At 70.4% G+C, this 25,995-nt stretch carries 25 protein-coding genes, 1 tRNA gene and 1 pseudogene; 18 read left to right on the top strand and 9 right to left on the bottom strand.

The genetic code is table 11. The features are described from left to right. The first annotated feature begins 57 nt into the window (after positions 1 to 57). The 3 genes from OG747_RS22795 to OG747_RS22785 all read left to right on the top strand — a co-directional run bounded on the left by OG747_RS22795 (position 58) and on the right by OG747_RS22785 (position 2,797). The gene (locus OG747_RS22795; protein WP_405881192.1) at positions 58 to 876 is read left to right on the top strand and encodes a glycerophosphodiester phosphodiesterase; all 819 of its coding nucleotides are present in this window, start codon (positions 58 to 60) and stop codon (positions 874 to 876) included. Between the two features lie 127 nt (positions 877 to 1,003). Then, complete coding sequence (locus tag OG747_RS22790) at positions 1,004 to 1,669, top strand: ATP-binding protein (protein WP_405881191.1); 666 nt, start codon at positions 1,004 to 1,006, stop codon at positions 1,667 to 1,669. A gap of 162 nt (positions 1,670 to 1,831) precedes the next feature. Further along, complete coding sequence (locus OG747_RS22785; RefSeq protein ID WP_405881190.1) at positions 1,832 to 2,797, top strand: DUF5926 family protein; 966 nt, start codon at positions 1,832 to 1,834, stop codon at positions 2,795 to 2,797. Positions 2,798 to 3,051: 254 nt separating this feature from the next. Here OG747_RS22785 and OG747_RS22780 read toward each other — a convergent pair whose 3' ends face one another. Further along, positions 3,052 to 3,672, bottom strand: coding sequence for a hypothetical protein (locus OG747_RS22780; protein WP_405881189.1), 621 nt, complete (start codon positions 3,670 to 3,672; stop codon positions 3,052 to 3,054). 55 nt (positions 3,673 to 3,727) lie between these two features. Beyond that, positions 3,728 to 4,393, bottom strand: coding sequence for a bifunctional DNA primase/polymerase (locus tag OG747_RS22775; RefSeq protein ID WP_405881188.1), 666 nt, complete (start codon positions 4,391 to 4,393; stop codon positions 3,728 to 3,730). Positions 4,394 to 4,875: 482 nt separating this feature from the next. Here OG747_RS22775 and OG747_RS22770 point away from each other — a divergent pair, with 482 nt between their 5' ends. The 3 genes and pseudogenes from OG747_RS22770 to OG747_RS22760 form a co-directional block, all read left to right on the top strand. Next, positions 4,876 to 6,399 (top strand): PP2C family protein-serine/threonine phosphatase, encoded by a 1,524-nt coding sequence (locus tag OG747_RS22770; RefSeq protein ID WP_405881187.1) that lies wholly within the window; start codon positions 4,876 to 4,878, stop codon positions 6,397 to 6,399. 186 nt (positions 6,400 to 6,585) lie between these two features. After that, positions 6,586 to 8,088 carry an aminopeptidase P family protein gene (locus tag OG747_RS22765; RefSeq protein WP_405881186.1) on the top strand — a complete coding sequence of 501 codons (1,503 nt, stop codon included), beginning with the start codon at positions 6,586 to 6,588 and terminating at the stop codon, positions 8,086 to 8,088. 214 nt (positions 8,089 to 8,302) lie between these two features. Further along, positions 8,303 to 8,500, top strand: a pseudogene (locus OG747_RS22760) (GntR family transcriptional regulator); the annotation flags it as partial. 295 nt (positions 8,501 to 8,795) lie between these two features. Here the strand turns inward: OG747_RS22760 and OG747_RS22755 are convergent. From OG747_RS22755 to OG747_RS22745, 3 genes are all read right to left on the bottom strand, one after another. Further along, positions 8,796 to 9,638, bottom strand: coding sequence for a triphosphoribosyl-dephospho-CoA synthase (locus OG747_RS22755; RefSeq protein ID WP_405881185.1), 843 nt, complete (start codon positions 9,636 to 9,638; stop codon positions 8,796 to 8,798). Between the two features lie 9 nt (positions 9,639 to 9,647). Continuing rightward, positions 9,648 to 10,607, bottom strand: coding sequence for an intradiol ring-cleavage dioxygenase (locus tag OG747_RS22750; RefSeq protein WP_405881184.1), 960 nt, complete (start codon positions 10,605 to 10,607; stop codon positions 9,648 to 9,650). 173 nt (positions 10,608 to 10,780) lie between these two features. Next, positions 10,781 to 11,233 (bottom strand): ATP-binding protein, encoded by a 453-nt coding sequence (locus OG747_RS22745; protein WP_405881183.1) that lies wholly within the window; start codon positions 11,231 to 11,233, stop codon positions 10,781 to 10,783. A gap of 234 nt (positions 11,234 to 11,467) precedes the next feature. Here OG747_RS22745 and OG747_RS22740 point away from each other — a divergent pair, with 234 nt between their 5' ends. From OG747_RS22740 to OG747_RS22685, 12 genes are all read left to right on the top strand, one after another. After that, positions 11,468 to 12,286, top strand: a complete 819-nt coding sequence (locus OG747_RS22740; protein ID WP_405881182.1) for a hypothetical protein — start codon at positions 11,468 to 11,470, stop codon at positions 12,284 to 12,286. A 172-nt stretch (positions 12,287 to 12,458) separates the two neighbouring features. After that, positions 12,459 to 13,214, top strand: coding sequence for a YcnI family protein (locus tag OG747_RS22735; RefSeq protein ID WP_405881181.1), 756 nt, complete (start codon positions 12,459 to 12,461; stop codon positions 13,212 to 13,214). 128 nt (positions 13,215 to 13,342) lie between these two features. Then, entirely contained in the window at positions 13,343 to 13,996 is a 654-nt protein-coding gene (locus OG747_RS22730) for an SCO family protein (RefSeq protein WP_405881180.1), read from the top strand. Beyond that, on the top strand, positions 13,993 to 14,487 hold the full coding sequence (locus OG747_RS22725) for a copper chaperone PCu(A)C (protein WP_405881179.1): 495 nt from the start codon (positions 13,993 to 13,995) through the stop codon (positions 14,485 to 14,487). The genes OG747_RS22730 and OG747_RS22725 overlap by 4 nt, the downstream gene beginning before the upstream one ends. Before the next feature lie 106 nt (positions 14,488 to 14,593). Beyond that, entirely contained in the window at positions 14,594 to 16,543 is a 1,950-nt protein-coding gene (locus OG747_RS22720) for a copper resistance CopC/CopD family protein (protein WP_405885632.1), read from the top strand. A gap of 8 nt (positions 16,544 to 16,551) precedes the next feature. After that, entirely contained in the window at positions 16,552 to 17,928 is a 1,377-nt protein-coding gene (gene efeB / locus OG747_RS22715) for an iron uptake transporter deferrochelatase/peroxidase subunit (protein ID WP_405881178.1), read from the top strand. A 71-nt stretch (positions 17,929 to 17,999) separates the two neighbouring features. Continuing rightward, positions 18,000 to 18,932, top strand: a complete 933-nt coding sequence (gene pheA, locus OG747_RS22710; RefSeq protein ID WP_405881177.1) for a prephenate dehydratase — start codon at positions 18,000 to 18,002, stop codon at positions 18,930 to 18,932. Positions 18,933 to 19,592: 660 nt separating this feature from the next. Continuing rightward, positions 19,593 to 20,870, top strand: a complete 1,278-nt coding sequence (serS, locus tag OG747_RS22705; protein ID WP_405881176.1) for a serine--tRNA ligase — start codon at positions 19,593 to 19,595, stop codon at positions 20,868 to 20,870. After that, the gene (locus tag OG747_RS22700) at positions 20,867 to 21,745 is read left to right on the top strand and encodes an HAD family hydrolase (protein WP_405881175.1); all 879 of its coding nucleotides are present in this window, start codon (positions 20,867 to 20,869) and stop codon (positions 21,743 to 21,745) included. Before serS ends, OG747_RS22700 begins: the two co-directional genes overlap by 4 nt. Before the next feature lie 168 nt (positions 21,746 to 21,913). Then, positions 21,914 to 22,216, top strand: coding sequence for a hypothetical protein (locus tag OG747_RS22695; protein ID WP_405881174.1), 303 nt, complete (start codon positions 21,914 to 21,916; stop codon positions 22,214 to 22,216). Positions 22,217 to 22,327: 111 nt separating this feature from the next. Beyond that, on the top strand, positions 22,328 to 22,876 hold the full coding sequence (locus OG747_RS22690) for a GNAT family N-acetyltransferase (protein WP_405881173.1): 549 nt from the start codon (positions 22,328 to 22,330) through the stop codon (positions 22,874 to 22,876). Between the two features lie 230 nt (positions 22,877 to 23,106). Beyond that, entirely contained in the window at positions 23,107 to 23,547 is a 441-nt protein-coding gene (locus OG747_RS22685) for a hypothetical protein (RefSeq protein ID WP_405881172.1), read from the top strand. A gap of 31 nt (positions 23,548 to 23,578) precedes the next feature. Here the strand turns inward: OG747_RS22685 and OG747_RS22680 are convergent, their stop codons facing one another. The 4 genes from OG747_RS22680 to OG747_RS22665 all read right to left on the bottom strand — a co-directional run bounded on the left by OG747_RS22680 (position 23,579) and on the right by OG747_RS22665 (position 25,987). Next, entirely contained in the window at positions 23,579 to 24,403 is an 825-nt protein-coding gene (locus OG747_RS22680) for a glutamate racemase (RefSeq protein WP_405885631.1), read from the bottom strand. A gap of 398 nt (positions 24,404 to 24,801) precedes the next feature. After that, positions 24,802 to 25,329: an FAD-dependent oxidoreductase gene (locus tag OG747_RS22675; RefSeq protein WP_405881171.1), complete on the bottom strand. Its 528-nt coding sequence runs from the start codon at positions 25,327 to 25,329 to the stop codon at positions 24,802 to 24,804. A 60-nt stretch (positions 25,330 to 25,389) separates the two neighbouring features. Next, positions 25,390 to 25,474, bottom strand: a tRNA-Ser gene (locus OG747_RS22670). A 264-nt stretch (positions 25,475 to 25,738) separates the two neighbouring features. Continuing rightward, a complete protein-coding gene (locus OG747_RS22665; protein WP_405881170.1) occupies positions 25,739 to 25,987 on the bottom strand; it encodes a hypothetical protein in 249 nt (82 codons plus the stop codon). Positions 25,988 to 25,995: the final 8 nt, after the last annotated feature.

Genomic DNA, 25,995 nt, shown 5'->3' with positions numbered 1-25,995 from the left:
ATCATCTCTGGCGTCTCCGGCCCGACGTCCGCCCCGTAGCGATGGCACCATGACGCGGTGACCCACGCACGACAGCACCCGAAGCACCCGATTCAGGTCGTCGCCCACCGCGGAGCCTCCGAAGAGGCGCCCGAGCACACCCTGGCCGCGTACAAGAAGGCGATCGAGGACGGTGCCGACGCCCTCGAGTGCGATGTGCGGCTGACCGCGGACGGACATCTCGTCTGCGTCCACGACCGCCGCGTCAACCGTACGTCCAACGGCCGCGGAGCGGTCTCCGCCCTGGAGCTCGCCGAGCTCGCCGCGCTGGACTTCGGCTCCTGGAAGAACCGCGAGGAGTCCCCCGACTGGGAGTACGGCCCCGGGGACCCGAAGGACACCTCCGTGCTCACCCTGGAGCGGCTGCTCGAACTCGTCGCCGACGCCGGCCGTCGCGTGGAGCTGGCCATCGAGACCAAGCACCCCACGCGCTGGGCGGGCCAGGTCGAGGACCGGTTGCTGCTCCTCCTGAAGCGCTTCGGCCTGGACTCCCCGGAGAGCGCCGCCACCTCGCCGGTACGTGTCATGAGCTTCTCGGCACGCTCGCTGCACCGCATTCGGGTCGCGTCCCCGACCCTGCCGTCGGTCTATCTGCTGCAGTTCATCTCGCCCCGGCTGCGCGACGGACGACTGCCCGTGGGTGTCCGGATCGCGGGCCCCTCGATGCGGATCGTGCGCAGTCACCCCGGGTACATCGAACGGCTGAAACGAGCCGGTCACCAGGTGCACGTCTGGACCGTGAACGAGCCCGAGGACGTCGATCTCTGCGTTGAGCTGGGCATTGACGCCATCATCACCAACCGCCCGCGCGCGGTATTGCGCCAACTCGGCCGCTGATCTGGCCCCACGCCAGGCCGCCCCTCTGGGAAACCACCCCGTGAACACCCGTCGTCGACCGTCGAAAACCAGCCATTCGATTACAGGGAGTGCACCGGCGCGTTCGATCCGCATTCGATCGTTACGAGTGCGTCAGCACACGTGGATTGGCCGGTTTCCGGTCCAGTCCAAAGGGGCATCCACACCGTGGCGTGGGGCAAAGGAGGTCTCGGGGGTGGCGTTGGTGGTGGCACGGGAAGTGCCCACGTCGTCGAGCATGGCCGTTTCCCATGGCCCTGCGGGCGTAGGGAAAGCAAGACATCGGATGCGCGATCAGTTGCGTACCGGTGGAGTGGCGGAATCGGTCATCGACGATGCCATACTGATCCTTTCCGAACTGTTGAGCAATGCGTGCCGGCACGGCAGGCCCCTCGGTGACGCCTTGGCGGGTGACGGTGACGTCCGGGCCGCGTGGCGCGTCGACACGGCCGGCAGACTCACCGTCGAGGTGACGGACGGCGGTGGTCCGACCCGCCCGGTTCCGGCCACGCCCTCGGTCACCGCCCACGGCGGCCGCGGGCTGAACATCATCACGGCACTGGCCAAGGACTGGGGCGTCCGGGACGACACCCGCGGAGAGGTCACGGTCTGGGTCGTCGTCCGGGAGGACGTGGGGGACACGGCCGCCGGACACCGGCGGGACGGCTTCGCTACGCGCGTCACATCACCGGCCGTGCCGGGGATACCCGAGCTGGACTTCGCGGACGCCTTCGACGACTTGGACCGACACCCCGCGTTCGACGACCTGGACTGACACCCCACGCGCCGGGCAGGCCCGAGCCGACGTCCGCGTACGCCGACTGACGCACCGGTTCCGGGACGACTCGGTGCGTTGTCCACAGGGTCCCGTCGGCCGTCGCGCGAGGGGCTAGGCTCGCGCCAGTACGAGACGAGCCGTGATCGGGAGACACCCACGATGGCCAAGAAGCGACCCCAGACGAAGGCCAAGCAGCCTCAGCTCAAGGACGGGGAGATCCCGGTAGTCGGCGCTCGCGAGCCCTGCCCCTGCGGCAGCGGCCGCCGGTACAAGGCCTGTCACGGCCGGGCGGCCGCACACGCCGTGACCGAGCTGGTGCAGCGCCCCTTCGAGGGCCTGCCGGGCGAGGCGGACTGGGTCGCGCTGCGCGAGCTGGTGCCCGCCGCGACCGTCGAGCTGAAGCTCAAGGAGAGCCTCCCGGAGGGTGTCCCCTCCGTGACGCTCGCCACCGTCCTGCCGATGGCCTGGCCCGCGCTGCGCCGCGACGACGGCTCGGTGCTGCTCGGCCTGCAGAACGACACGGCGTCCGGCGACATCAGCCGCGACCTCGCCGACACCCTCCAGCGCGCGCTCACGGCGACGCCCGGCACCCCGGTCCCGGGCCGCCGCGCCCCGGCCGACGGCCCGCGGCTGCAGGAACTGCTCGACCCCGAAGGCGCGTTCGAGCCAGTTGTGCACTCGGGCTTCGAATTCTGGGTCCCGGACATGGAGAACTCGACGCCGGAGGTGACCGCCTCCCTGGAGCGGGCCAACGCCGCCGCCATCCCGACCGTGAAGCTCGCCGGTGTCGACGCGGCGTACTGGTGCGAGACCCCCGACAAGAACCACCTGCGCTGGGTCATGCCGTACCCCGAGGAGCAGCTTCTGGACGCGCTCGCGCGGCTGCACGCGGCCGGTGGGTCGAGCCTCGGCGAGGGCACCCGGCTGGTCGGTTCCTTCCGTGCGCACGGGCTCACGGTGCCGGTCTGGGACCTGCCGACGGGCGTCACGGCGGACGACGTGGAGAAGCCGGCGGCCGAGTTCGCCGAGCGCCTCACGACCGCTCTGGCCTCGGACGCGCCGCTCACCACGGACGAGCGCCGGGCACGCGGCGGCCTCACGAACCGACAGGTCACGCTCAGCTGACACGCAGCGGGGCACTGACCGACCGGTCAGCTGGTCGAAGTCCCGCGGAACAGGTGACCCCTGTCACAACTCCCGGTTGCGACAGGTAAATCCCTGTCCGAATAGCCGAGATCGAATTTGCGAACCGCCGATCTCTTGTTACCGTTCGAGTAGCCCGGTTGCTGGTGCATCCCCCGTCGCCAGCAACCGGGTCTTTCCGTGTGCGGAATTCCGTACGGCGCCAACCGCCTTGCTACGGCGCTGAGTTGGCCTTGCTACAGAGCCGAGTCGCTCCCCGAGTCGCTCCCCGGGTCGCTCCCCGACCGCAGCAGCACCGGCCCGCTCCCGGCGCTTCTCGCGAACTCCGCGACCGCCGTGTACGCCCCCACGCCCCCCGTCGTACGCTCCCTGGGCGTCTCGCACGCCCCTGGGTCATCCTCCGCGCCCACCACGCAGGTCATCTGCACGGCGTGGCCGCCGGGCCCCATGAGGCTCAGTGCGGACTTCAGCTGGTCGCCGGTCGCATTGCGGTAGTAGGTGCGCGCCCAGGTGTCCTCTCCCTGGGTCAGGACACAGGTCTGTGCCTCGATGCCGTCGGGTGAGGAGAGTTCGGGGCCGCACCGGGCGGCGGTGGCCAGGCCGAGGCCCAGCAGCCGGGGTGAGGGCGCGGGTGCGGGGGTGCCTGCAGGGGCGGCCGGCCTCTTGTCGTCGAGGCGTTCGGAGGCGCGTACGAGCTCGCGGCCCTCGTCGCCGACGGGCCCTGCGGAGGCCACGGTCAGCGGCAGGGCCACGGCGAACGTCACGCCGCCCGCCAGCGCCACCAGGCGAGCACTTCGGGCGCCCGGCCCGGAGCGTAGCGACGACGAGGCTCTGTACCCCCCAGAATGACGCTGCATAGTGCGGAACATAACGAGCGCGGGTGGGCGCGCGGCTCACCGCGCGCCGGGCACCCTACAACTCGGGCGCGCTCACACCCGTACGAGTGAGCGCCTCCACCACGGCGTCCACCACCGCCTCGACATCCGGCACCCAGGGCGCGGCGGAACCGGGCAGCGGGGCCCGCTCCCAACGGATCTGCCCCTGGCCGGTCTCGGACGGGGGCAGCGCGACGTAACCGCCCTCGCCGTGGAAGCGCAGGGACCCCGGGACGAAGTCCTTGGCGTAGAGGAGCTCGCCGAGCTGCTCCATGGAGTACGGCGCGACGAGGATCGCCCAGCGCGTGGGCGCCGCGACGACCGGGCCGAGGCGCATGCCCTCGCGGTCGAGCGCGTCGAGCGCGCGGGCCGCCGCGGGGGCGGGCAGGCTCACCGCGCAGGGGGCCCTGCCTCCGGTGGCCAGCACGATCGGTGCCGACGGCCGGTTGGTCCACCACCAGCGCACCATGCGCTCGTCGGTGGTTGCCGCGAGGAGGCCGGGGTCGAAGGGGTGAGCACCGGGCACCGTGCACTCCGGGTCCGGGCAGCCGCAGCGGGCGCGCCCCTGCGGATCCGGAGCCACACCCGGGAGTACGGGCCACTGCCAATCGGTCGCGAAGGTCAGGGCCGCGCTGAGCATCTCAAGCCTCCCGTCGTTCCGCCTCGACAGAAGCCTGCGTCGCCTTCCGAGGATCTCGCGCATGAGCGCTCGTTCCTTTCCGTTGCACGCCTGGCAACACCGTGGATCACATCACACCATGTGTCGATCACTTCACTGTGCGTACCTGCTGGCGCATCACACCCCTGCGCAAGACAAGGGGAACCCATCTGGGCTGAGCATTGGTTGCGTCCGCGTCCATACTGCGTCTGTCTAAAGCATGGGCATGGCGTGGGGTGGCGGCGCCTGGCGTTTTGCCGTCCCGCGTATTTCTTGCCGCCTCCGCCACGGGAGGATGGGGCACGGTCGTCGGTGGTTAAGACGCCCGGGTCCGTTGCCAGGTTCCGGGCGGATCCCAACCACCCCTGGCCTTCACCGAGTACGTACCCATCACGACCGCTGTGACGCTCCGTGGAACGAGGCCAGTCGACCTCAATAACCCGTTGCCCGAGTCAGTTTTAAGCCAACTTCGCTTTTCCGCAAGGGTTACCGAGAGTCTCACGGACACCAGGAATCCCAGCAGGACAATGCTGGACATCCCCTCACGAGTGCGTGTACATGTGGAGACACTGCTAGCGGCGCAGAACGACATGGGGGTTTGCGATGCTATTGAGCAATACGCACCGGTCGGAAAGCCGGACACCATGAACGCCCCTCACCTTCCGAAAGTGGCCGGAATCGATTCCACGGTTCCCGCGCCCGCACACACTGTCGCGCCGACGGCTTCCGCCACGGGTTCCGCCACAGGTTCCCCTTCGGCCACCTCGTCCACCGGCCCCGGAGCCGTTCTCCAAGATCGGCTCGCCGGCTGGGTCTCCGACCTCACCACGCTCCATGAACTCACCGAGCGCCTGGTGCGCACCGCGACACTGAGCGACGCCCTGCGGGAGCTGCTGCACGCCGGAGCCGCCCTCGTGGGCGCCCGGCGCGGTCTCGTCGTCATGGAACCGGGCGACGGACTCGGCCCGGACACCACCATCGGCCTCGGCCTCGGCCGCGCCGACCTCGGCCACATCGAGACAGTCCCGCGCAGCTCCATGTCGTACGGGAGGATTTTGGATGGACTGCCGGGCGGCAACGCGGAGATCGCGGAGCCGGATCTCTTCTCCGAGGACGGGCTCGACCCCCGCCACCGCGAGGTGGCCGCCCGGCTCGGCTACGCCGCGAGCTACGCGCTCCCCCTGTCGACCGAGGCGGCGGGCCGGCTCGGCGCCGCCGTGTGGCTCTACGACGAGCCCGCCGAACCGGTGGAGCGCCAGCGCCACCTCATCGGCCTCTACGCCCGCTACGCGACCGAACACCTGGCACGGCTGCTGGAACTGGACCGCACGCGCGCGTGCATGACGACGATCGCCCAGGAGCTGCTTCCACCCCGACTGCCCCGGGTCTCCGGCGTCCAGCTCGCCGCCCGGCACCGCACGGGCCCGCGCGGCGGCGGCGACTGGTACGACGCGCTGCCGCTGCCCGACGCCGCGCTCGGCCTCGCGGTCGGCTCCGTCACCGGGTCCGGGTCCAGCGCGGTCGCCGCGATGGGCCGGCTGCGGGCCTCCCTGCGGGCGTACGCCGTGATGGAGGGCGAGGACCCCGTCGCCGTCCTGTCCGACCTCGAACTGCTGCTGCGCCTGACCGAGCCCGCCCGTTCCGCGACGGCCCTCTTCGCGTACTGCGAGCCCGCGCTGCGCAAGATCACGCTCGCCGGAGCCGGGCACAGCCCGCCCCTGGTGATCGGCGGGCGGCGCACCGAGTTCGTGGAGACCTCCCTGTCCGCGCCCCTGGGGATGCTCGCCTGCTGGGAGGCGCCCAGCGTCGAACTGACCGCCGAGCCCGGCGAGACCGTGCTGCTCTACACGGACGGCCTGCTGCACCGCACCGGCGACCCCATGGACCGCGCCTTCGCCCGGCTGCACGCGGCGGCGGCGAGCGTCCCGCGGACGGTGCGCGAAGATCCCGGCGCGATCGCCGATCACGTCCTGCGGTCCGTGCTGCCGGACGGGCTGGACGAGGCGGACAGCACGGAGGACGTCGTACTCCTGGCGGCGCGCTTCGACTGACCGCCGACGCGCTCCGGACAACCGCGTGCGGGTGGCCCGCGGGCTGTCCGCGCCGAGCTCTGCGCGTAAAGGTCTTCCGTGCCCTGGGCCCGCTCCCAAGCGACCGTACGATGGAGGGCGTGCCCCCTGCTCGAGCACAGCCGAGAGCCCGGGGGACGGTCCAGAGTCGTATCTAGGAGGCAGACCGTGTCGGAGGCGCTCACCCCGGAGACCCCGGAAGCCGTGCTCGACGATGCCGCTGACGAAGCGGGCGAAGAAGAGCCGATCAAGCAGCGCAAGAACGGCCTGTATCCGGGCGTGTCCGACGAGCTCGCCGAGAACATGAAGTCCGGCTGGGCCGACACCGAGCTGCACGGCCTGGAGCCGATCGCCCAGGCCGAGTACACCGCCGCCCGCCGCGCCGCGCTCTCCGCCCGCTTCCCGGGCGAGCGCCTGGTGATCCCCGCGGGCAACCTGAAGACCCGCTCGAACGACACGGACTACCCCTTCCGCGCCTCGGTCGAGTACGCGTACCTCACCGGCAACCTGGCCGAGGACGGCGTCCTGGTCCTGGAGCCGGCCAACCTCCCGGACGGGACGAACGGCCACAGGGCGACGATCTACCTGCTGCCGCGCTCCGACCGCGAGAACGGCGAGTTCTGGCTCTCCGGGCACGGCGAGCTGTGGGTCGGCCGCCGCCACTCCCTCGCCGAGGCGCAGCAGCTCTACGGCATCCCCGCCTCCGACGTACGCGAACTGGCCGACAAGCTGCGCGAGGCCACCGGCCCGGTCCGGGTCGTGCGCGGCTACGACGCCGGGATCGAGGCGGCCCTGACCGACAAGGTCACCGCCGAGCGCGACGAGGAACTGCGGGTCTTCCTCTCCGAGGCGCGGCTGATCAAGGACGAGTTCGAGGCCGGCGAGCTGCAGAAGGCCGTCGACTCGACGGTGCGCGGCTTCGAGGACGTCGTGAAGGTCCTGGACAAGGCCGAGGCGACCAGCGAGCGCTACATCGAGGGCACCTTCTTCCTGCGCGCCCGGGTCGAGGGCAACGACATCGGCTACGGCTCGATCTGCGCCGCCGGACCGCACGCGTGCACGCTGCACTGGGTGCGCAACGACGGGCCCGTGCGCTCCGGGGACCTGCTGCTGCTCGACGCGGGCGTCGAGACGCACACGCTCTACACCGCCGACGTCACGCGCACGCTGCCGGTCAACGGCCGCTACAGCGAGATCCAGAAGAAGATCTACGACGCCGTGTACGAGGCACAGGAGGCCGGTATCGCGGCCGTGCAGCCCGGCGCCAAGTACCGCGACTTCCACGACGCCGCGCAGCGCGTGCTGGCCGAGAAACTCGTCGAGTGGGGCCTGGCCGAAGGCCCCGTCGAGCGTGTCCTGGAGCTCGGTCTGCAGCGCCGCTGGACCCTGCACGGCACCGGGCACATGCTCGGCATGGACGTCCACGACTGCGCCGCCGCGCGGACCGAGACGTACGTGGACAGCACGCTGGAGCCGGGCATGTGCCTGACCGTGGAGCCGGGTCTGTACTTCCAGGCGGACGACCTGACCGTCCCGGAGGAGTACCGGGGCATCGGTGTGCGCATCGAGGACGACATTCTGGTGACCGAGGACGGGAACCGGAACCTGTCCGACGGGCTGCCGAGGCGCTCCGCCGATATCGAGGCGTGGATGACGGCACTGAAGGGCTGATCTGAACGGGACGGCCGGGTTGCCCCCTGGGGTGCCCGGCCGTTCTTTCGGCCGCGGGTCGTCTGTGGCTGGTCGCGCGGTTCCCTCGCGCCCCTGAAGGGGCGCGCCGGTGCACAGGGAGGGTCCGGTTCACGACTTCTGGTCCGGCGTCGGCGTGGATCTGCATCTGGAGCCGGACGTGGCCGCGGGACGCAGGACCGGGCTCTAGCGTGCGCTGCGGGACGCGGTGCGCGCCTGGCGGCTCGCTCCGGGCACGCGGCTGCCCGCGACCCGGCGGCTGGCTGCCGAACTCGGCATCTCGCGCGGGACGGCCAAGAGAACCTACGACCAGCTGGTCGCCGAGGGGTATCTGACGGCCCGGCAAGGGTCGGGCACCGAGGTGGCGGAGCTTCCCGCGGCTGCGGTGCCGGAGGCTGCCGGGGCGCTGCTCCAGGTCATCGCCGGGATGCAGCAGTCGGCGGGTTCCTGGCAGGTGGGCTTCGACCTCGCTCCGGCCGAGCGGATGGGCGAGTACCAGACCTTCTTCGGCACGGGCGTCACGGTGGCCCGCACGGCGGGACCACTGGTCCTGACCACGCTGCTGGTGGGCTGGGGGACTCCGGGGTGGCTGCTGCTGGGGGGCCTGATGCTCGGGGCGTCGTACGGGATGGGGCCGGCAGTGCGGTGGGCCGCCACGCACGGCGTGACAGCCCACCGCCGGGACCGGATCAGGCAGCGCCCCGTACCGGTGAACTGACCACCACCGGCAGCGAGTCCACGAACAACGCGCCCGCCAGGAGTGCCCCGCTGCCACGGGGGCTCCACGCGCGCGCGTGGAGGTCGTCGTCGAAGGCGGCCAGGGCCGCGCGGCCGGCCTCCGTCGCCGTACTGCCCGCCTCCAGCACGCCCCGTGCGCCCGCCTGGACGTGCCGGAGCCCGTGCGGGCCCGCTGTGTACAGCAATTCGGTGTCCTGGAGGGTGGACATGACGGTGAGGAGGGCGTCGAGTCGGGCGTACGGCTCGGACGCACCGGCGGAGCGGGAGGCCGCGAGCGCGTCCAACGCCCGCCGTACATGCGGGAATCCGGCGCGTGCCTCGCCCCGCGCCCCGGCCGCACCGTACTTCGCGGACACGGACGACCCCCGGGAGGGCCTCCCTGGCGCCCTTCGGTCGGGGTGCGCCGCGATCTGCTTGGCGGTGGCGGCGACCTCGGAGCCCTTGGCCCCGGGGTCCAGGGCCGCGGCCGCGACCAGGAAACCCAGGGCCCACAGCGCCCCGCGGTGGCCGCCGCCCGCCAGAGCCACCGAGTGCTCGGTGGACCGGCCGATCGCGCCCAGCTCCGTACGGAGTTCGGGCGTGGGCCGAGCGGCGCGGCGCGCGGCGGCCGCCATGGCCGCGAGGCCGGGCGCCAGTGCCTTGGCCGACCAGCGCAGGGAACAGAGGTCCCGGCGGGTGGCCCGGGCGCCGAGATCGCGCGGGTCGGGCAGGCCGGGCTTCGGGGTGAGCTCCAGTTGCCACGTCAGCGCGGCCACGGCGGCCTGCGCCAGCGTCTCGTCCTCGCGGCTGCTCATCCGCGAGGACTACGAAGACGCCGAGGCGGACGGGGCGGCACTGTCGCTCGGGGCGCCGCTCGGCGGCGTACCGGTCGGAGCACCGCTCGGCGCGCCGCTCGGGGGCGTACCGCCGCCACCGCTGCCCGCGCCGGTGCTCTCGGCGTCCGGGTCGATGCCCAGGGTGATGTACCCCTTGAAGCCCTTGGACGGGTCCTTCTTGTGGACCGGCTCCAGGGTCAGCAGTCCGCTGGAGGCGCCGCCGCCGTCGTACACCATGTCGTCGGCGAGCTTGGTGTAGCTGCCGGTGTGCTTGGAGTAGGGCTCCAGTGCCTGGACCTCGGCGGCGATGTCGTCGTCGAAGAAGAGCTGGCCGGTGAAGTTGACCTTGCCGCCCTCGTAGGTGCCGTCCTCCTTCTCGCCGCCGGTGTGCACCTTGACGTGGATGTGGGTGGTGCGGGGCGTGTACCAGCCGGGGAAGATCGTCTCGAACTTGACGACCCCGTTGGCGTTGGCGACCTGGTAGCCGCGCAGGTATGTCTGGTCGTTGGCGGTCGAGCCGTCCTCGCTCTCGGCGGGGGCGGAACCGCCGGGGTTGGCGGTGGTGTAGCCGGAGTAATAACCCCAGGCGTCGCAGTGCCAGATCTCCACGGCCGCGCCCGCGACCGGGTCGCAGGAGTCGGTGGTGTCCTGCACGGTGATGCGCAGCGTCAGCGGGACGCCGCCCTTGCCCTCGGTGATGTTCTTCCGCACCAGGGCGCCGTCCAGGTAGTACGGCCCCTCGGTGACGCTGGACATCAGCACGCACTGTCCGCTGCTGGTGGAGGTCGAGGTCGCCGAGGCGGCCGCCTCGGCGTCGGTGGTGGTCGTCTCGTCGGCGAACGCCGACTGGTAGCCGGCGACCGCGAGCCCGCCCGCGGCAACCGTGCCTCCGGTCACCGCGAGCGCGCGGCGCCGGGTGATCGATGTGTCTTTGTGGCTTCTCGTCATGATCGGAAAGCTACGAAGGGCAGCCGTCAGGGGCATGGGGTGGAGCTGTGAGGGGGGTAAGAATTCTGAGAAAGCTGAAATCGACGCAAAAGCGCCCTCTCCAAGGGGCCCGAAAACAGCGGGACACCGCGCGAGCACTCTGACGGTTCGGCCTGCACCGCCATGAGTTCGGCCTACACCGCCATCAGAGGCGCGTCCTTCTTCCACTTGAGGATCTTGTCGAAGCTGACCACCGCCCCGCCCCGCCCCGGTTCGTTGCCGATCTGGACGTGGTCGGCGAGTTCCTGGATCAGACACAGCCCCCGGCCGTGCTCGGCGTCGCTGCAAGCGGGCCGGAGCGGGAAACGGGCGTGGCCGGGCGCGAACCCGGGGCCGGAGTCGGCGACTTCGATGCGGCACTTCTCACCGTCGAGGTAGGCGGTGACCCGATAGGCCTCGGAGGAGGCTCCGAGGGCATCGCCGCCGTGCTCAACGGCGTTGGCACAGGCCTCGCTGAGGGCGACGGAGAGGTCGTACGAGACCTCCGGGTCGACGCCCGCCGTCTCCATCGTGCCGAGCAGCAGGCGTCTGGCGAGCGGAACGCTCGCAGCCTCGCGCCGCAGATGGAGTGACCACCAGATGCTCATGCTCCAGCCTCCCGGCCGCGGCTCGACATACCGTTACGTATTGCCGCAAGCACCCGCGTGCAATCGCCTCCATGACGTGATGCCGCCCATACGGCGGATGCGCGTACGCCCGGAATCGGTGTATGTGTGGACGGTTTCCCCCAGATAGTGATCTTCAGGACCCCGGCCTGCGGAACGTCATCTTGCGGACCTGCCGCGGGAAGCGGGTAAGTCCAGTGCGATGATGAACCCGCCATGACTGCCCCCCACCAACGCAGGGCGCGCTCCGGATACGGACTCCGGATTCTGCGGGCCGCGGTGTTCGCCGCGGTCTGCGCCGTGCTGGCCGCGGCCGGTCATGAGCTCGCCTCCTGCGCCACGATTCCGCTGTGGACGCTGGGCGCCGGATTCCTCGCGGTCTTCGCCGTCGCCGCCGCGCTGGCGGGGCGGGAGCGTTCGCTGCCGGGCATCGCCGCGCTGCTCGCGGTCGGCCAGACCGCCCTGCACACGCTCTTCGGGCTCGGCGGGGCCGGTACGGCGACGGTCTCCGGCTCCATGTCGATGGCCGACACCTCACTCGTGGAACGTGCCGCCCGCCTCGTGTGCGGCACGACCGCGGCGGCCATCACCCCCGCACACGCCCAGAAGATCCTCGCCGCCGCACGGCTCGGCACCGGCATGACGCAGTCCATGCCCATGCACCACCCCGCGGACGCGATGTCGACCACCGCGGGCTCCCCGATGTCCGTGCTGCCGTCCCTGCCGATGCTGCTCGGCCACGTCCTCGCGGCCGTCGCCGCCGGATGGGTGCTGCGCCACGGTGACATGGCGCTGCTGCGGCTCATGCGGCTGTCCGCGCACGGGGTCGCGGAAGGGGCGCTCGTACGGTCGTTGCGCGGGGCGCTCGCGCTCGTACGCGCCCTGCGGGCCGGACTTCCGGGTACGCCCGGTGCGACACCGTGCGCCTGCCGCACCGCGATGCTCCCGCCGCCCAAGCCCCGTACCACCGCGCTCCAGCACACCGTCGTCCGGCGCGGGCCGCCACACTCCACCGCTCTCGTCCTCGCCGCCTGACACGACGCGCCACTCCACCGCCCCGCCGATGGGCCCGATGGGGGTGCCGTCGTGCGGCACGCGCGCGTGCATGCCGTCGACGCCTCCAGGGCGCCGCACCGGCCCTCGCACGTGCCCCTCTGTAACGGACTTCAACGGACTTCAACGGACTGAAAGTGGAGTGTCCCCTTCTATGAAGGCTTCCCGTATCGCCGCCGCCGGTGCCGTCGCCGCCTCGGCCGTCCTCGCCGCCTCCGCCCCCGCCTTCGCGCACGTCAGCGTCCAGCCGGAGGACGAGGCCGCCAAGGGCGGCTACGCCGTCGTCGACTTCAAGGTCCCCAACGAGCGCGACAACGCCTCGACCACCAAGGTCGAGGTGAACTTCCCGACCGACCACCCGCTCGCCTCCGTCATGCCGCAGCCCCTCGACGGCTGGTCCGTGCAGGTCAGCAAGAGCAAGCCGGCCAAGCCGGTCACCCTGCACGGCGAGAAGATCTCCGAGGCCGTCTCCAAGGTCACCTGGACCGCCACCGGCAAGGGCATCGAGCCGGGCTTCTTCCAGAAGTTCCCGCTCTCCGTCGGCGCGCTCCCCGAGGACACCGCCGAACTCGTCTTCAAGGCGATCCAGACGTACGACAACAAGGAGGTCGTGCGCTGGATCGAGCCGCAGCAGGAGGGCCAGGAGGAGCCCGAGAACCCGGCTCCGGTGCTCGCGCTCTCCGCCGCGTCCACGGACGGCCACCACGGATCGTCCGCCACCGCGGAGGACGCCTCCGACACGTCCGCCGCGGGCGCCAAGGCCACCACCGAGGCCGCCTCCTCGTCCGACGGCACGTCGTCCGACGGCACGGACACCACCGCCCGCGTCCTCGGCGTCGTCGGCATCGCCGTCGGCGTGGCGGGCGTCGCGTACGGCGTCCTGGCCGGCCGTCGGCGCACCACCGCCTGAGGCCCATCGCCCCCTTCCGTTGTGCACCGGTGAGTCGTACGGCCCCGCCAGCCAGGTCGTACGCCCCCGTCAACGGCGTCGTACGACCCCGGTGCACACCGGAGCCCTCACATCTGGGACATTTTTCTATGCGCAAGAAGACGTATGCCGCGGCCGCCCTGTTCGCCGCCGCCGCACTGACCCTTTCCGCCTGCGGCAGCGGCGACGACAGCAACAAGCCGATCGCCGACGTGTCCGCCGAGGCCGGCACGGGCAAGGCCGCCACGGTCCTCGACAAGGCGTTCGAGAAGCCCGACCTCGTCCTCACCGACACGAACGGCAAGAAGTACGACTTCCGGGCCGAGACCAAGGGCGTCCCGACGCTGATCTACTTCGGCTACACCCACTGCCCCGACGTCTGCCCGACGACGATGAGCAACCTCGCCGTGGCCAAGAAGCAACTGCCCAAGGCCGAACAGGACAAGCTCAAGGTCGTGTTCGTCACCACCGACCCGGCGCGCGACACCCCCGCCGCGCTCGGCAAGTGGCTCAAGGGGATCGACCCCGCCTTCATCGGCCTCACCGGTGACTTCCCCACCATCCAGGCGGGCGCCCGCACCCTGGGCATCACCATCGAGCCGACGGCGAAGGACAAGAACGGCAAGCTCGTCTCCGTGCACGGCACCCAGGTCTTCGCGTTCTCACCGAAGACCGACGGGGGCTATGTGGTCTACGGCGAGGACGCCACCGTCGACGACTACACCAAGGACCTCCCCAAGCTCATCAAGGGGGAGAATCCGTGAGGCGTCCCGGAGCCCCTTCGAGGCGTCTCGCGGGATGCGCGGCGCTGACGGCCGCCGCGCTGACACTGGCGGGCTGCGGCTCGGACAGCTCCTCGTCGGACAACACGGACAGTTCGAGCAAGCCCGAACTGCAGGTCACCGGCGCCTACATGCCCGCCCCCGTCATGGACACCATGGCGGCCGGCTTCTTCACCGTCACCAACTCCGGCGGCGCCGACACCCTGACCTCGGTCACCAGCGACCTCGCCTCCGACGTCACGCTGCACTCCACCGAGGGCGGCGCGATGGAGGAGCAGAAGTCGTTCGCCGTGCCCGCGGACGGCACGCTCGGCTTCGCCAGCGGCGGCAACCACCTCATGTTCGAAAAGCTCACCCACAAGCCCCTGGAGGGCGAGAAGGTGTCGGTGACGCTGCACTTCACCAGGGCCGGCGCGGTGAAGATCTCCATGCCGGTGAAGTCCGCGACGTACAACCCGAAGACCGGGCACTGAGGGAGGGATCACCGTGACGCAGACCATCGTTCCCCGCGCAACTGTCCGCACGACCGCGCGTGCGGCCGTACGTGCCACTTCTGGTGTCCCCTTTCGGGTACGGACGCTGCTGTTGCTGTTCCTCGCCGTGGCGGGCGCGGTCCTGGCCGGCGCCGCGCCGGTCTCCGCGCACGCCGCGCTGACCGGCAGCGACCCGCAGCAGGGAGCGGTGGTCAAACAGGCACCGGCCCAGATCTCGCTGACCTTCTCCGAGAAGGTCGCGATGTCCGACGGCTCGGTCCGCGTGCTCGACCCCAAGGGCGAGCGCGTCGACACCGGCAAGGCGTCCGACCTGGGCGGCACCACCTACGGTGTGAAGCTGCACTCGGGGTTGCCCGACGGCACGTTCACCGTCACCTACCAGGTGGTGTCGGCGGACAGCCACCCCGTCTCGGGCGCCTTCACCTTCTCCATCGGGGCGCCCTCGCAGACCTCCGTCGCGCTGTCCGACCCGGCAGTGGGCGGCGGAGTCGTCGGCACGCTCTACGGATTCGGGCGCTATGTGTCGTACGCCGGATTCATCCTGTTCGTCGGCGGCGCGGCCTTCGTGCTGACCTGCTGGCAGCGCGGCGCCGGGGTCCGTCCGGTGCAGCGGCTCGTGGTCTCCGGGTGGCTCGCGCTGACGGGCGCCACGCTCGCACTGCTGCTCCTGCGCGGCTCGTACGTCGGCTCCGGCAAGATCGGCGACATCTTCGACCTGACGCTGCTCGGGCAGGCGCTGCAGACCAAGGCAGGCGCGGCGCTGGTCTCGCGGCTGCTGCTGCTCGCCGCGGGGGCGCTGTTCATCGCGGTGCTGTTCGGGGCGTACGCGCGCCGGGGCGAGGCCACCGCGTCCGAAGACCTCGATGACCTCGATGACCTCGAGAAGAAGGACCTCACCTTCGGGCTCGCGATCGGCGGTGCCGTCGTCGCGGCGGGCCTGGCCGCGAGCTGGGCGATGGCCGAGCACGCCTCGACCGGCATCCAGGCGGGCCTCGCGATGCCCGTCGACGTACTGCACCTGCTGGCGGTCGCCGTCTGGCTGGGCGGCCTTTCGACGCTGCTCGTGGCGCTGTTCCGGGCGCCCGCCGAGGCACAGATCGAGGCGGCGGCCGTACGACGCTTCTCCCGCGTCGCGTTCGGCAGCGTGAGCGTGCTGGCCGCGACCGGGATCTACCAGTCCTGGCGCCAGGTCGGCTCCTGGTCGGCGCTCACCGACACGTCGTACGGGCAGCTGCTGCTCGCCAAGATCGGCCTGGTGGCGGTCCTCGTCGGCATCGCGTGGATCTCGCGGCGCTGGACGGCACAGCTGTCCGAGGCGCCGGTGACGAAGGCCATGGCGACGGCAGGGGCGGCAGCCGCGGCCGGACAGCGGGCGAAGCAGCCGACCAAGGTTCCCGCGGACACCAAAAACTCCGGAGGCTCCAGGGACTCCGGAGGCTCCGGGGACACGGGGGGCTCCGGGGACTCCCCGCGCGCCGCCCAGCTCGCCCGGCAGCAGGCCGCCGTGGCCACCGCGCGCCAGAAGCGCATCCGCGACGCCGATCCGATCCGTACCGGCCTGCGCCGCTCGGTGCTCGCCGAGGCGGGCGTCGCCGTCGTCCTGCTGGCCGTGACGACCGTGCTGACGTCCACCGAGCCGGGACGCACGGAGGAGGCCGCCCAGCAGGCCACCGCGTCCACCTCCCAGCGGTCCGGGCCGCTCTCTCTGAAGCTCCCGTTCGACACCGGCGGCCAGGACGGCAAGGGCACCGTGGAGGTCACCCTCGACCCGGCCCGCGTCGGCGGCAACGAAATGCGCGTCTTCGTGGAGCGGCCCAACGGCAAGGCCTTCGACGTTCCCGAGGTGAAGGTCGCCTTCACCCTGGAGGCGAAGAAGATCGGCCCGCTGCCCGTGACCCCCGACCGCATCGCCACCGGCCACTGGTCGGCGATCGGAGTGCAGATCCCCATGGCGGGCGACTGGAAGATCGCGGTGACCGTGCGCACCTCGGACATCGACCAAGCGACCGTGAACAAGAACGCGAAGATCGGCTGAACCTCACCATGGCTGACCAGTCCACGTCGAAGGCCACCCCTAAGGCCGCCTCGAAGGCCGCTTCGGAAAGTGCCTCTCCTGGGGAGCTCGTTTCCCAGGAGCCCTCTTCCAAGGGGGCCTCTTCCAAGAAGACCTCCTCGGGGACATCCTCGGGGACCTCTCCCCAGGGAGTCTTTTCCCGTCGTCGGCTGCTCGGCACCGCGGGAGCCACCGGTCTCGCCCTGGGGGCGGCCGGAGGCGCCGCCGGGTACGCGGCGGCACCCTCCGCCGACAAGGCCGCGCCCCTGACCTCGCTCGGCGCGGACACGGTGATGTTTCACGGGAAACATCAGCCCGGCATCACCACCGCGCTGCAGGCCCGCGGCCACCTCGTCGCGTTCGACCTGGCCGCGGGCGCGGGCCGCAAGGAGGCCGCCGCGCTGCTGCGCCGCTGGTCGACGACGGCCCAGCGATTGATGGCGGGCGAGGCGGCCGCACAGGACGACACGGACGTCGCCCGCGACGCCGGCCCCTCGTCCCTGACGGTCACCTTCGGATTCGGGTACAGCTTCTTCGCGCGTACGGGCCTGGAGAAGCAGCGCCCGGTCGCCCTCGACCCGCTGCCCGACTTCTCCTCCGACCACCTCGACAAGACGCGCAGCGACGGCGACCTGTGGGTGCAGATCGGCGCCAACGACGCCCTGGTCGCCTTCCACGCCCTGCGCACGCTCCAGAAGGACGCGGGCAGCGCGGCTCGGGTGCGCTGGCAGATGAACGGCTTCAACCGCTCGCCCGGCGCCACCGCCCAGCCGATGACGGCCCGCAATCTGATGGGCCAGATCGACGGCACCCGCAATCCGAAGCCGTCCGAGTCCGACTTCGACCGGCGCATCTTCGTGCCCGCCTCCGGCGCCCCGGCATGGATGGCGAACGGCTCGTACGCCGTCGTACGCCGGATCCGGATGCTCCTCGACGACTGGGAGAAACTCTCGGTCAAGGCCCAGGAGGACGTCATCGGGCGGAAGAAGTCGACCGGGGCGCCGCTGAGCGGCGGCACCGAGACGACAGCGATGAACCTCGCCAAGACCGACGCCGACGGCAGCCCGGCCGTCCCCGTCAACGCACATGCCCGGATCACCCGGCCCGATCAGAACGGCGGCGCCGCGATGCTGCGCCGCCCGTTCTCCTTCCACGACGGCTTCGACGCGGACGGCGTGCCCGACGCGGGCCTGCTCTTCGTCTGCTGGCAGGCGGATCCGCTGCGCGGCTTCGTCCCGGTGCAGCGCAAGCTCGACCGGGGCGACGCCCTGTCCACGTACATCCGCCACGAGGCGAGCGGGCTGTTCGCGGTGCCGGGCGGGGCCGCGAAGGGCGAGTACGTGGGGCAGCGGCTGCTGGAGGGGTGAGGGTCCCCCTTCGGGACGGTGGTTTCCCGTGGCCGGGGGCCCGGGTACGAAAGGCCCATTAGGGTGAGGTCATGCCAGCCAGCTATGCGTATCTCGGTCCCGAAGGCACCTTCACCGAAGTCGCCCTGCGCACGCTTCCGGAGACCGCCACGCGGGAGCTCGTCCCGATGGTGTCGGTTCCCGCCGCGCTGGACGCCGTCCGCAACGGCGAGGCCGAGGCCGCATTCGTCCCGATCGAGAACTCGGTAGAGGGCGGCATCACCACGACCCTCGACGAGCTGGTCGCGGGCAGTCCACTGATGATCTACCGCGAGGTGCTGCTGTCGATCACCTTCGCCCTGCTGGTCAGGCCCGGCACGAACCTGTCGGACATCAAGACGGTGAGCGCCCATCCCGCCGCCCAGCCGCAGGTGCGCAACTGGCTGAAGAACAATCTGCCGGACGCCCTCTGGGAGTCCGCCGCCTCGAACGCGGACGCCGCCCGGCTGGTGCAGGAAGGCCGGTACGACGCCGCCTTCGCGGGCGAGTTCGCGGCGGCCAAGTACGGTCTGGAACCGCTGGAGACCGGCATCCACGACGCGGAGAACGCCCAGACGCGCTTCGTCCTGGTGGGCCGGCCCGCCCGGCCCGCGGCGCCGACGGGCGCGGACAAGACGTCCGTGGTCATCTGGCAGCGCGACGACCACCCGGGTGCCCTGCTGGAACTGCTGCAGGAGTTCGCCGTGCGGGGCGTCAACCTGATGCTGTTGCAGTCCCGGCCCACTGGCGAGGGCATCGGCAACTACTGCTTCGCCGTTGACGCGGAGGGCCACATCTCGGACCGCCGCGTGGGGGAGGCGCTCATGGGGCTCAAGCGGGTCTGTCCGCAGGTGCGCTTCCTCGGCTCGTACCCCCGTGCGGAAGTCGACCCCCAGGACGTACGCCCGCCCCGGGCCGGTACGTCGGACAGCGAATTCTCCGCCGCGTCGGACTGGCTGGCGCGCTGCCAGGACGGCCGGTTCTAGCGCGCCGCCAGAACGGTCCCAGGTCCGCGCCGGATCGTCGGCGCGGCCGTTTTCCACCTGCCCCGTTTTCCACCTGCCGGTTCTCCAGCTGGCCGTTTTCCACCTGGCCAACCGGCTCCCCGCCAGTGCTACCTGCCGATTTTCGTCATCCACAGGTGTTATCCACAGGTGTGCTTCTCGACCTGGGGACAAGTCGACAACGAAGCACTGCATCATCGACAAATCGCCCTACAGACCCCAAGTTCGTCCACAGCTCCGCACGTCACCCCTCGTCCACTCTTTTCCATTGATCAATCCTTTGGAGCGAAGCATTTCCACTCGAACGTGGGTGTACAGGGGGTTTGACCCGGGAATTCTTCGTCCTTGATGCGGCTTTCGGAACGATCAACTCCGACGTCCACAGATCTTCCGCACACCCTGTGGATAACTCGGTGAGGGTGGGGGTGCCTGTGGACAACTCTCCTCAAGTCCCGCCCTCCACAAGGGAATCCAGTCAACCGACGTGCGCCCGTCTGCCCCGTTTCAGGGAGTACAGTCCCTTTTATTGACGCTCATCGTTGATCAAGAGATTCAGCCCGGCATTTGACTCATAACGTCACAGAAGCGACGGAGTGGAATATCGAGTCGATGGCCGGAAGCGCGCACCGGTAGCCTTGAGGGGTGATTGACCTTCGCCAGCTTCGTGAGGACCCCGACCGTGTGCGTGCGTCACAGCGCGCCCGTGGAGAGGACGTCGCACTCGTCGACGCCCTCCTCTCTGCCGACGAGCGGCGCAGGTCGTCCGGCGTCCGCTTCGACGAGCTCCGTTCCGAGCAGAAGACGCTCGGCAAGCTGATCCCCAAGGCGTCCGGCGACGAGAAGGCCGAGCTGCTGAAGAAGGCCGGCGAGCTCGCCTCCGCCGTCAAGGCCGCCGACGCCGAGCAGCACGAGGCGGACGACGAGACCAAGCGGCTCCTCCTCCAGCTCGGCAACCTGATCCACCCGGACGTCCCGGTCGGCGGCGAGGAGGACTTCGTCGTCCTGGAGACGCACGGCACGATCCGCGACTTCGGCGCCGAGGGCTTCGAGCCCAAGGACCACCTGGAGCTCGGCGAGGCGCTCGGCGCCATCGACGTCGAGCGGGGCGCCAAGGTGTCCGGCTCGCGCTTCTACTACCTGACGGGTGTCGGCGCGCTGCTGGAGCTCGCCCTCGTCAACGCCGCGATCGCCCAGGCCACCGAGGCCGGCTTCACCCCGATGCTGACCCCGGCCCTGGTCCGCCCGCGCGCCATGGAGGGCACCGGCTTCCTCGGCCAGGCGGCCGAGAACGTGTACCACCTGGAGAAGGACGACTACTACCTGGTCGGCACCTCCGAGGTCCCCCTCGCGGCGTACCACATGGACGAGATCCTCGACGCCGACCAGCTCCCGCTGCGCTACGCCGGCTTCTCGCCGTGCTTCCGCCGCGAGGCCGGTACGTACGGCAAGGACACCCGCGGCATCTTCCGCGTGCACCAGTTCGACAAGGTCGAGATGTTCTCGTACGTCGACCCCGAGGACGCGGAGAACGAGCACAGGCGGCTCCTGGACTGGGAGAAGCAGTGGCTGACCGGCCTCGAGCTGCCCTTCCAGGTCATCGACGTGGCCTCGGGCGATCTCGGCGCGTCGGCGTCCCGCAAGTTCGACTGCGAGGCGTGGATCCCGACCCAGGGCAAGTACCGCGAGCTGACCTCGGCCTCGAACTGCGACGGCTTCCAGGCCCGCCGGCTGTCCGTGCGCATGCGCGACGGCAAGAAGGTCCAGCCCCTCGCCACGCTGAACGGCACGCTGTGCGCCGTCCCGCGCACGATCGTCGCGATCCTGGAGAACCACCAGCTCGCCGACGGCTCCGTGCGGGTGCCGGAGGTACTGCGTCCGTACCTGGGCGGCCGTGAGGTCCTGGAGCCGATCTCCAAGTGACCGGCACCCCTGGGCCGACCGGACCGACCGGACCGACCGAGTCGACCGGTCCGACCGGGCCGACCGGGCCTACTGGATCGTTTCCCTACAAGCTCGTCGCGACCGATCTCGACGGCACGCTGCTGCGTTCCGACGAGACGGTCTCGGAGCGGACGCGTGCGGCACTCGCCGCGGCGTGTGCGGCGGGCGCCGCACACATCGTCGTCACCGGGCGCGCGGTGCCCTGGACCCGGCACATCCTCGACGACCTCGGCTACGAGGGCCTCGCGGTGTGCGGTCAGGGCGCGCAGGTGTACGACGCGGGGGAGCACCGGCTGCTCACCTCGGTGACGCTGGACCGGCAGCTGGCCGGTCTGGCGCTCGCCAAGATCGAGGCGGAGGTCGGCCCGCTGCTGCTCGCCGCGAGCCGCGACGGGCTCGACGGCGAGGTGCTGGTCGGCCCCGGCTACCGGACACAGGACGGCCCCCTCCCGGTCGTCCCGATCAGGGACGCGGCGGACCTCTGGTCGGCCCCCCTGAACAAGGTGTACGTGCAGCACCCGACGCTCTCCGACGACGAGCTCGCCGCAGTGGCCGCGGAGGTCGCGGGAGGCCTCGTCGGCGTCACGATGGCCGGCGCGGGCATCGTGGAACTTCTCCCCCTCGGCCTCTCCAAGGCCACGGGGCTGTCCCTGGCGGCCCGCCGCCTCGGCGTGAAGGCCGCGGACACCATAGCCTTCGGCGACATGCCCAACGACATCCCGATGTTCGCGTGGTCGGCCCGCGGGGTGGCGATGGCCAACGCCCACGACGAGCTCAAGGCGGTCGCGGACGAGGTGACGTCCTCGAACGAGGAGGACGGCATCGCGGTGGTACTGGAGCGGTTGCTGGGTTAGAGATTGTGCTCTGGAGCGCTTCTCTGCACTTCACCCGAATGGGTGGTGCGGGGTATTCGGTGTGGCATGAACTCTCCGTTCTGGATGGACCTCTGGTCTTGGCGGTTGGCGTCTCGCCTCTCCCCTGTGCCGCGGTTACTGTCTGGGCAAGGGACTGGGGAGGGACGTGTGGGGGAGACGGCCGATTACGAGGTCTGGCATGGCGACTTGTTGGTCGGCGCGCTCTGCGCCGTGAGCATCGATCAACCGTGGTTCCTCTGCCGCTTCGTGCCAGGAGCCGGCTGGGACGATCTCGGTCCGCTCTTCGCCGCTCAGGAGGAGGCGCGACGCCAGCACTTCCCTGAGCACCTGATCGGGGCGATTGCCGCCGTGCGAGATCTCGGTGTGGAACTGCGGCCCGTGGCGGGCGGTGAGCCGATCCACCCCTGGATGATCTATCTCAGCGAGGGGCGAGCCAGCTTTCGGTACTGAGGCTGTTCCAACCTGCGGTAAGCCTGTTGGCGCGGAGCGGCGTTGAGGAGCTGCTGCCGCTGTCGGTCGTCTGAGGCTCCTACCCGGCGGGCTTGCGATAGGTTGCCCGCCATGACTGAGCTCGGATCCGTCGCCTGGCCACCTGCCCCGATCAAGACCGAGCGGCTCGTGCTCCGCGAGCCTGAGGCCCGGGACCGTGCGGCGTTCATCGAGCTGTTCGCCTCGCCGGAGGTGGGCGCCTACATAGGCGGCCCTCGACCGCGTGATGAGTTGGAGCGCGCGTTGCCTGAGACGCCCGAGAGGCGCCCCGGCCTTTTCGTGATCGAGCTCGACGGAGCGATGATCGGCACCATCGAGCTCAACCGGCGCGACGCGGAGCATCGGAGTCATGTCCGTCCGGATGCCGGGGAGGCCGAGCTCGGCTACCTGTTCCTGCCCGAGGCATGGGGACGCGGGTACGCCGCCGAGGCGAGCGCGGCGGCGCTCGGCTGGTTCGCCGACGCGCTTCCCGGCGAGCCGGTGGTGCTCTGCACCCAGACCGCCAACGACCGCTCGATGCGCCTCGCGGCGAAGCTGGGGTTCACCGAGGTGCAACGGTTCGAGGAGTGGGGCGCCGAGCAGTGGTTCGGCGTGTGGTCCCCGGTCACGCCGTCCGGTTGAACTCGTGCTCCACAGCGCGGATCCACGAGGGCACCCATCGGTCGTCGGCCTCGGCGCACCGCTTGACCTCGTTATGTACGTCGGAGGGGGAACGTACGGGGATGGGCAATGCCGGCCGTGCTGCGCGCTGCTCAACCAGGTTGGAAATGCCTCACTGACTCTCGTCGTTACCTCCTCTGCCGGCGTGCAGTCGGGATGCCAAGGTCAACGGGCGGTCGCTGAGTTCTGCGTTGTGTTTCGTCGCGCTTGGCGCGGAGGAAGGCGAGAGTGAGGTCGATGCCTTCGGTCTCGCCGACCCAGCCCTCGGCTTCGGCGCGCGCTCGACGGTCCAGGAGGTCGGCCTCCAGTTCCGCGAGGCGAGGCAGCATCTGCCCCCTGAACTGCCCAATTCCCACTGCCGGTTCAGTCAACGGGGCATCCGCTGCCCCGTACTTCAGCTGGACCCCAAACAACGGTCCCGGCTCATCGAGATCGTCCAGAACCTTCGCGAGCGGATCACCGAAGCTCGCGCCAACGGCTGGCTCGGTGAAGTCGAAGGACTTCAGGTCAGCTTTGACGCCGCGATGGCCAAGCTCAACAGCCTCAAGCGCACACCTACTGACGGCCGCTCACAGCTGGTCGACATCGGCATACCCGTCTTGACCGATACGGAGAAGCCCCCTCAACCATGATCGATTTCTTAGTCCGGAGGAGAGCCCCTGCTCAATCGGCCGGAGCAGCCATCGGGTAACAGGTTGCCTCGGGCATGAGGGCCTCGGGTGACACTCGCGTCGCGGTGGCAAGAGCCCGGCCCACGGAGTAGGCGTGGGCGCTTGCCGGGAGGCTTCCGCGGCTGCCGCTGAGCACGATGTCGACGCTACCCATCGCGCCGTCCGACTCTGTGGTCCGGTCCAGACGCCGCAACGTCTGCCGGGCGACCGCCTCCGCGCTGTCGTACAGGGTGGTGCCGGTGGGTAGCTGCTGCAGAATCTCCGGCGCTACCAGAGGGTAATGCGTGCACCCCAGCACCACGGCGTCGCAGTGGAGGGGAGTTCGCTCGACTGCGTAGGCGATCGCTTCAGATGCAGCGGCCACATCCCCGTGGTCAATCGCTTCGGCCAGACCGGGGCAGGCGACGCGCACGACTGGCTTGCCGTTCGCGAAGTCGGCGATCAGGCGGGCCTGATAGTCACTCGCCGTGGTCCGGACAGTTGCCCATACGGCGATGTTCCTGCCGGTCACTGCGGCTGGCTTCACTGCGGGAACGGTGCCGATCACCGGCACATGAGGCTCGAACTCCTGGCGCAGGGCGTCGATCGCAGTGACGGTGGCGGTATTGCAGGGCACCACGATTGCCTCCGCGCCCCGCTCGACTGCGGCATGAGCAGCGGTGACCAGACGGTCCGTGATGAAGGACGTGCTCTTCGGTCCCCAGGGGGCGCCCTCGGGATCCAAGAGCAGCAGCAGATCGAGTTCCGGGGCAAGGTGCCGCAGCCAGCCGGCGGTGGAGAGGAGGCCAAGTCCCGAGTCGATCAATGCCACCGTCATGGCGATCAAGCTACCAAGTCTGTTCCCACCACGGTCAGCGCGGATGACGGTCTCCTGCGATCGATTCCTTGGTCCGGAAAAGCGCGCCCGCCATCGCCGACGCCGTCGGCCACCGAATGCGGGAGGCCGGCGCCCGCGTCCAGATCACCCACCACCACAACTGAGGACGCAGCGGACAACGGGTTCATCGCCTACCGGGGGCTGCACGTCGCCGGCATCGGCGACCCTGCCGCCGATCGCCTTCATCCGACGGCGTTCGTCGTCATCGGACACCAGCGGTGGTCCCGCGTCATCGAGGCCGCCGCCGCGTACATGGACCGCGTCCACGGCTGGAGGAACTTACACCTCTATCCGGGCGATGACCCCTCGGTGCGCCTCCCCGAGATCCCGCGCGCGGTTCACACGTTCGGGGTGTTCCTGCGACATCCGCACCCTTGTGCACGGTCGGTCAGTGACCAACTGTGGAAGCGATACAGCGGGGCGGCCCCCGGAAGCTCGGCCTGGTCCTGAGTGCCGCCGTGCTCCGAGACCCTGATCAGCTGGGCCTCCATCTTGTTGTCGCCGGCGGCGACGGTGCGCAGCGCGCGGCCCAGCAGGACGGCATCGCGCATGGCGAGGTTGGCGCCGCGGCCCAGGGTGGGCGTCATGGCGTGGACGGCGTCTCCCAGGAGCGTGACGTTGGTGGGTGTATCCAGTGTGCCGGGCACGCTGCTGTACATGTGGACCGGGAAGAACGCCTCGGCGTCGCCCTGGCGGATGAGGTCGGCGGCCTGGTCGGGCCAGTCCGCCACCGTCCTTGCCGCGATGTCGCGCAGTTGTTCCCCGGAGAGGTTGTCGGTGTCGGGGAAGAACTGGTGGCGTCCGCCGACGATGCACACGACGTAGTCGTCCTGGAAGCGCATGGCGGTGCCGGGGGGTGCAGACAACTGTGCACTCTCAGTGCATGGAGTCGGGCCGTTCATGGTGTCGCGGAGTACGGGGTGTTGCGGAGGATGCGCGGATCGAACGCGCGCGGGGGTGACCCCGACCGCGGCTTAGCAAGCCGGTGCCTTACCTCTCGGCCAATCCTCCGGGTGGGCGGCCCGCGCGGCATACGCGCGCTCGAAGCGGCCGCCCCGGGCAGCCCCCCGTGCGGGGTGGGTTCGACGGAGGTGTAACTACTCCGGAACCCGCCGCGGGCTGCCCTGCCGGGAGCTCGACGAACTGCTCCTGATGAACATCGTCGCGCTCCTCTCCCAGAACGTGGCGCCGGCTCGATGCGGCGACGTGGACGTAACTACTGTGCCCGTACGCCGACTTGAGCGCCACTGATTAACAGGCCGCCCCCGTAGGGGTTCACCGGCGGCGCCACCTGCGTCGGCGGGCCTTGCTGAAGAACCACCCCGCGGGCGGCTCGTCGGAGCGCCAGGGCTGTGGGTCGGGTCCTCCCTCGCGCCAACGGGCGGCGAGCATACGGGCGCGGGCGGACGGCTCGGCCGTCTCCGCGGACCGTATGAAGTTCTCGTCCAGTACGAGGTCGTCCCAGACGTCCTCGACATCCCTGGACTGCTCGCGACCTTCACCTTGCGATTCCTCGACCGCCATCCCCGTTC

The sequence above is a fragment of the Streptomyces sp. NBC_01384 genome (assembly GCF_045040035.1).
Taxonomy (GTDB): Bacteria; Actinomycetota; Actinomycetes; order Streptomycetales; family Streptomycetaceae; genus Streptomyces.
Note: the sequence above shows the minus strand (reverse complement) of the source record. Positions and strands in the feature narration are given on the sequence as shown.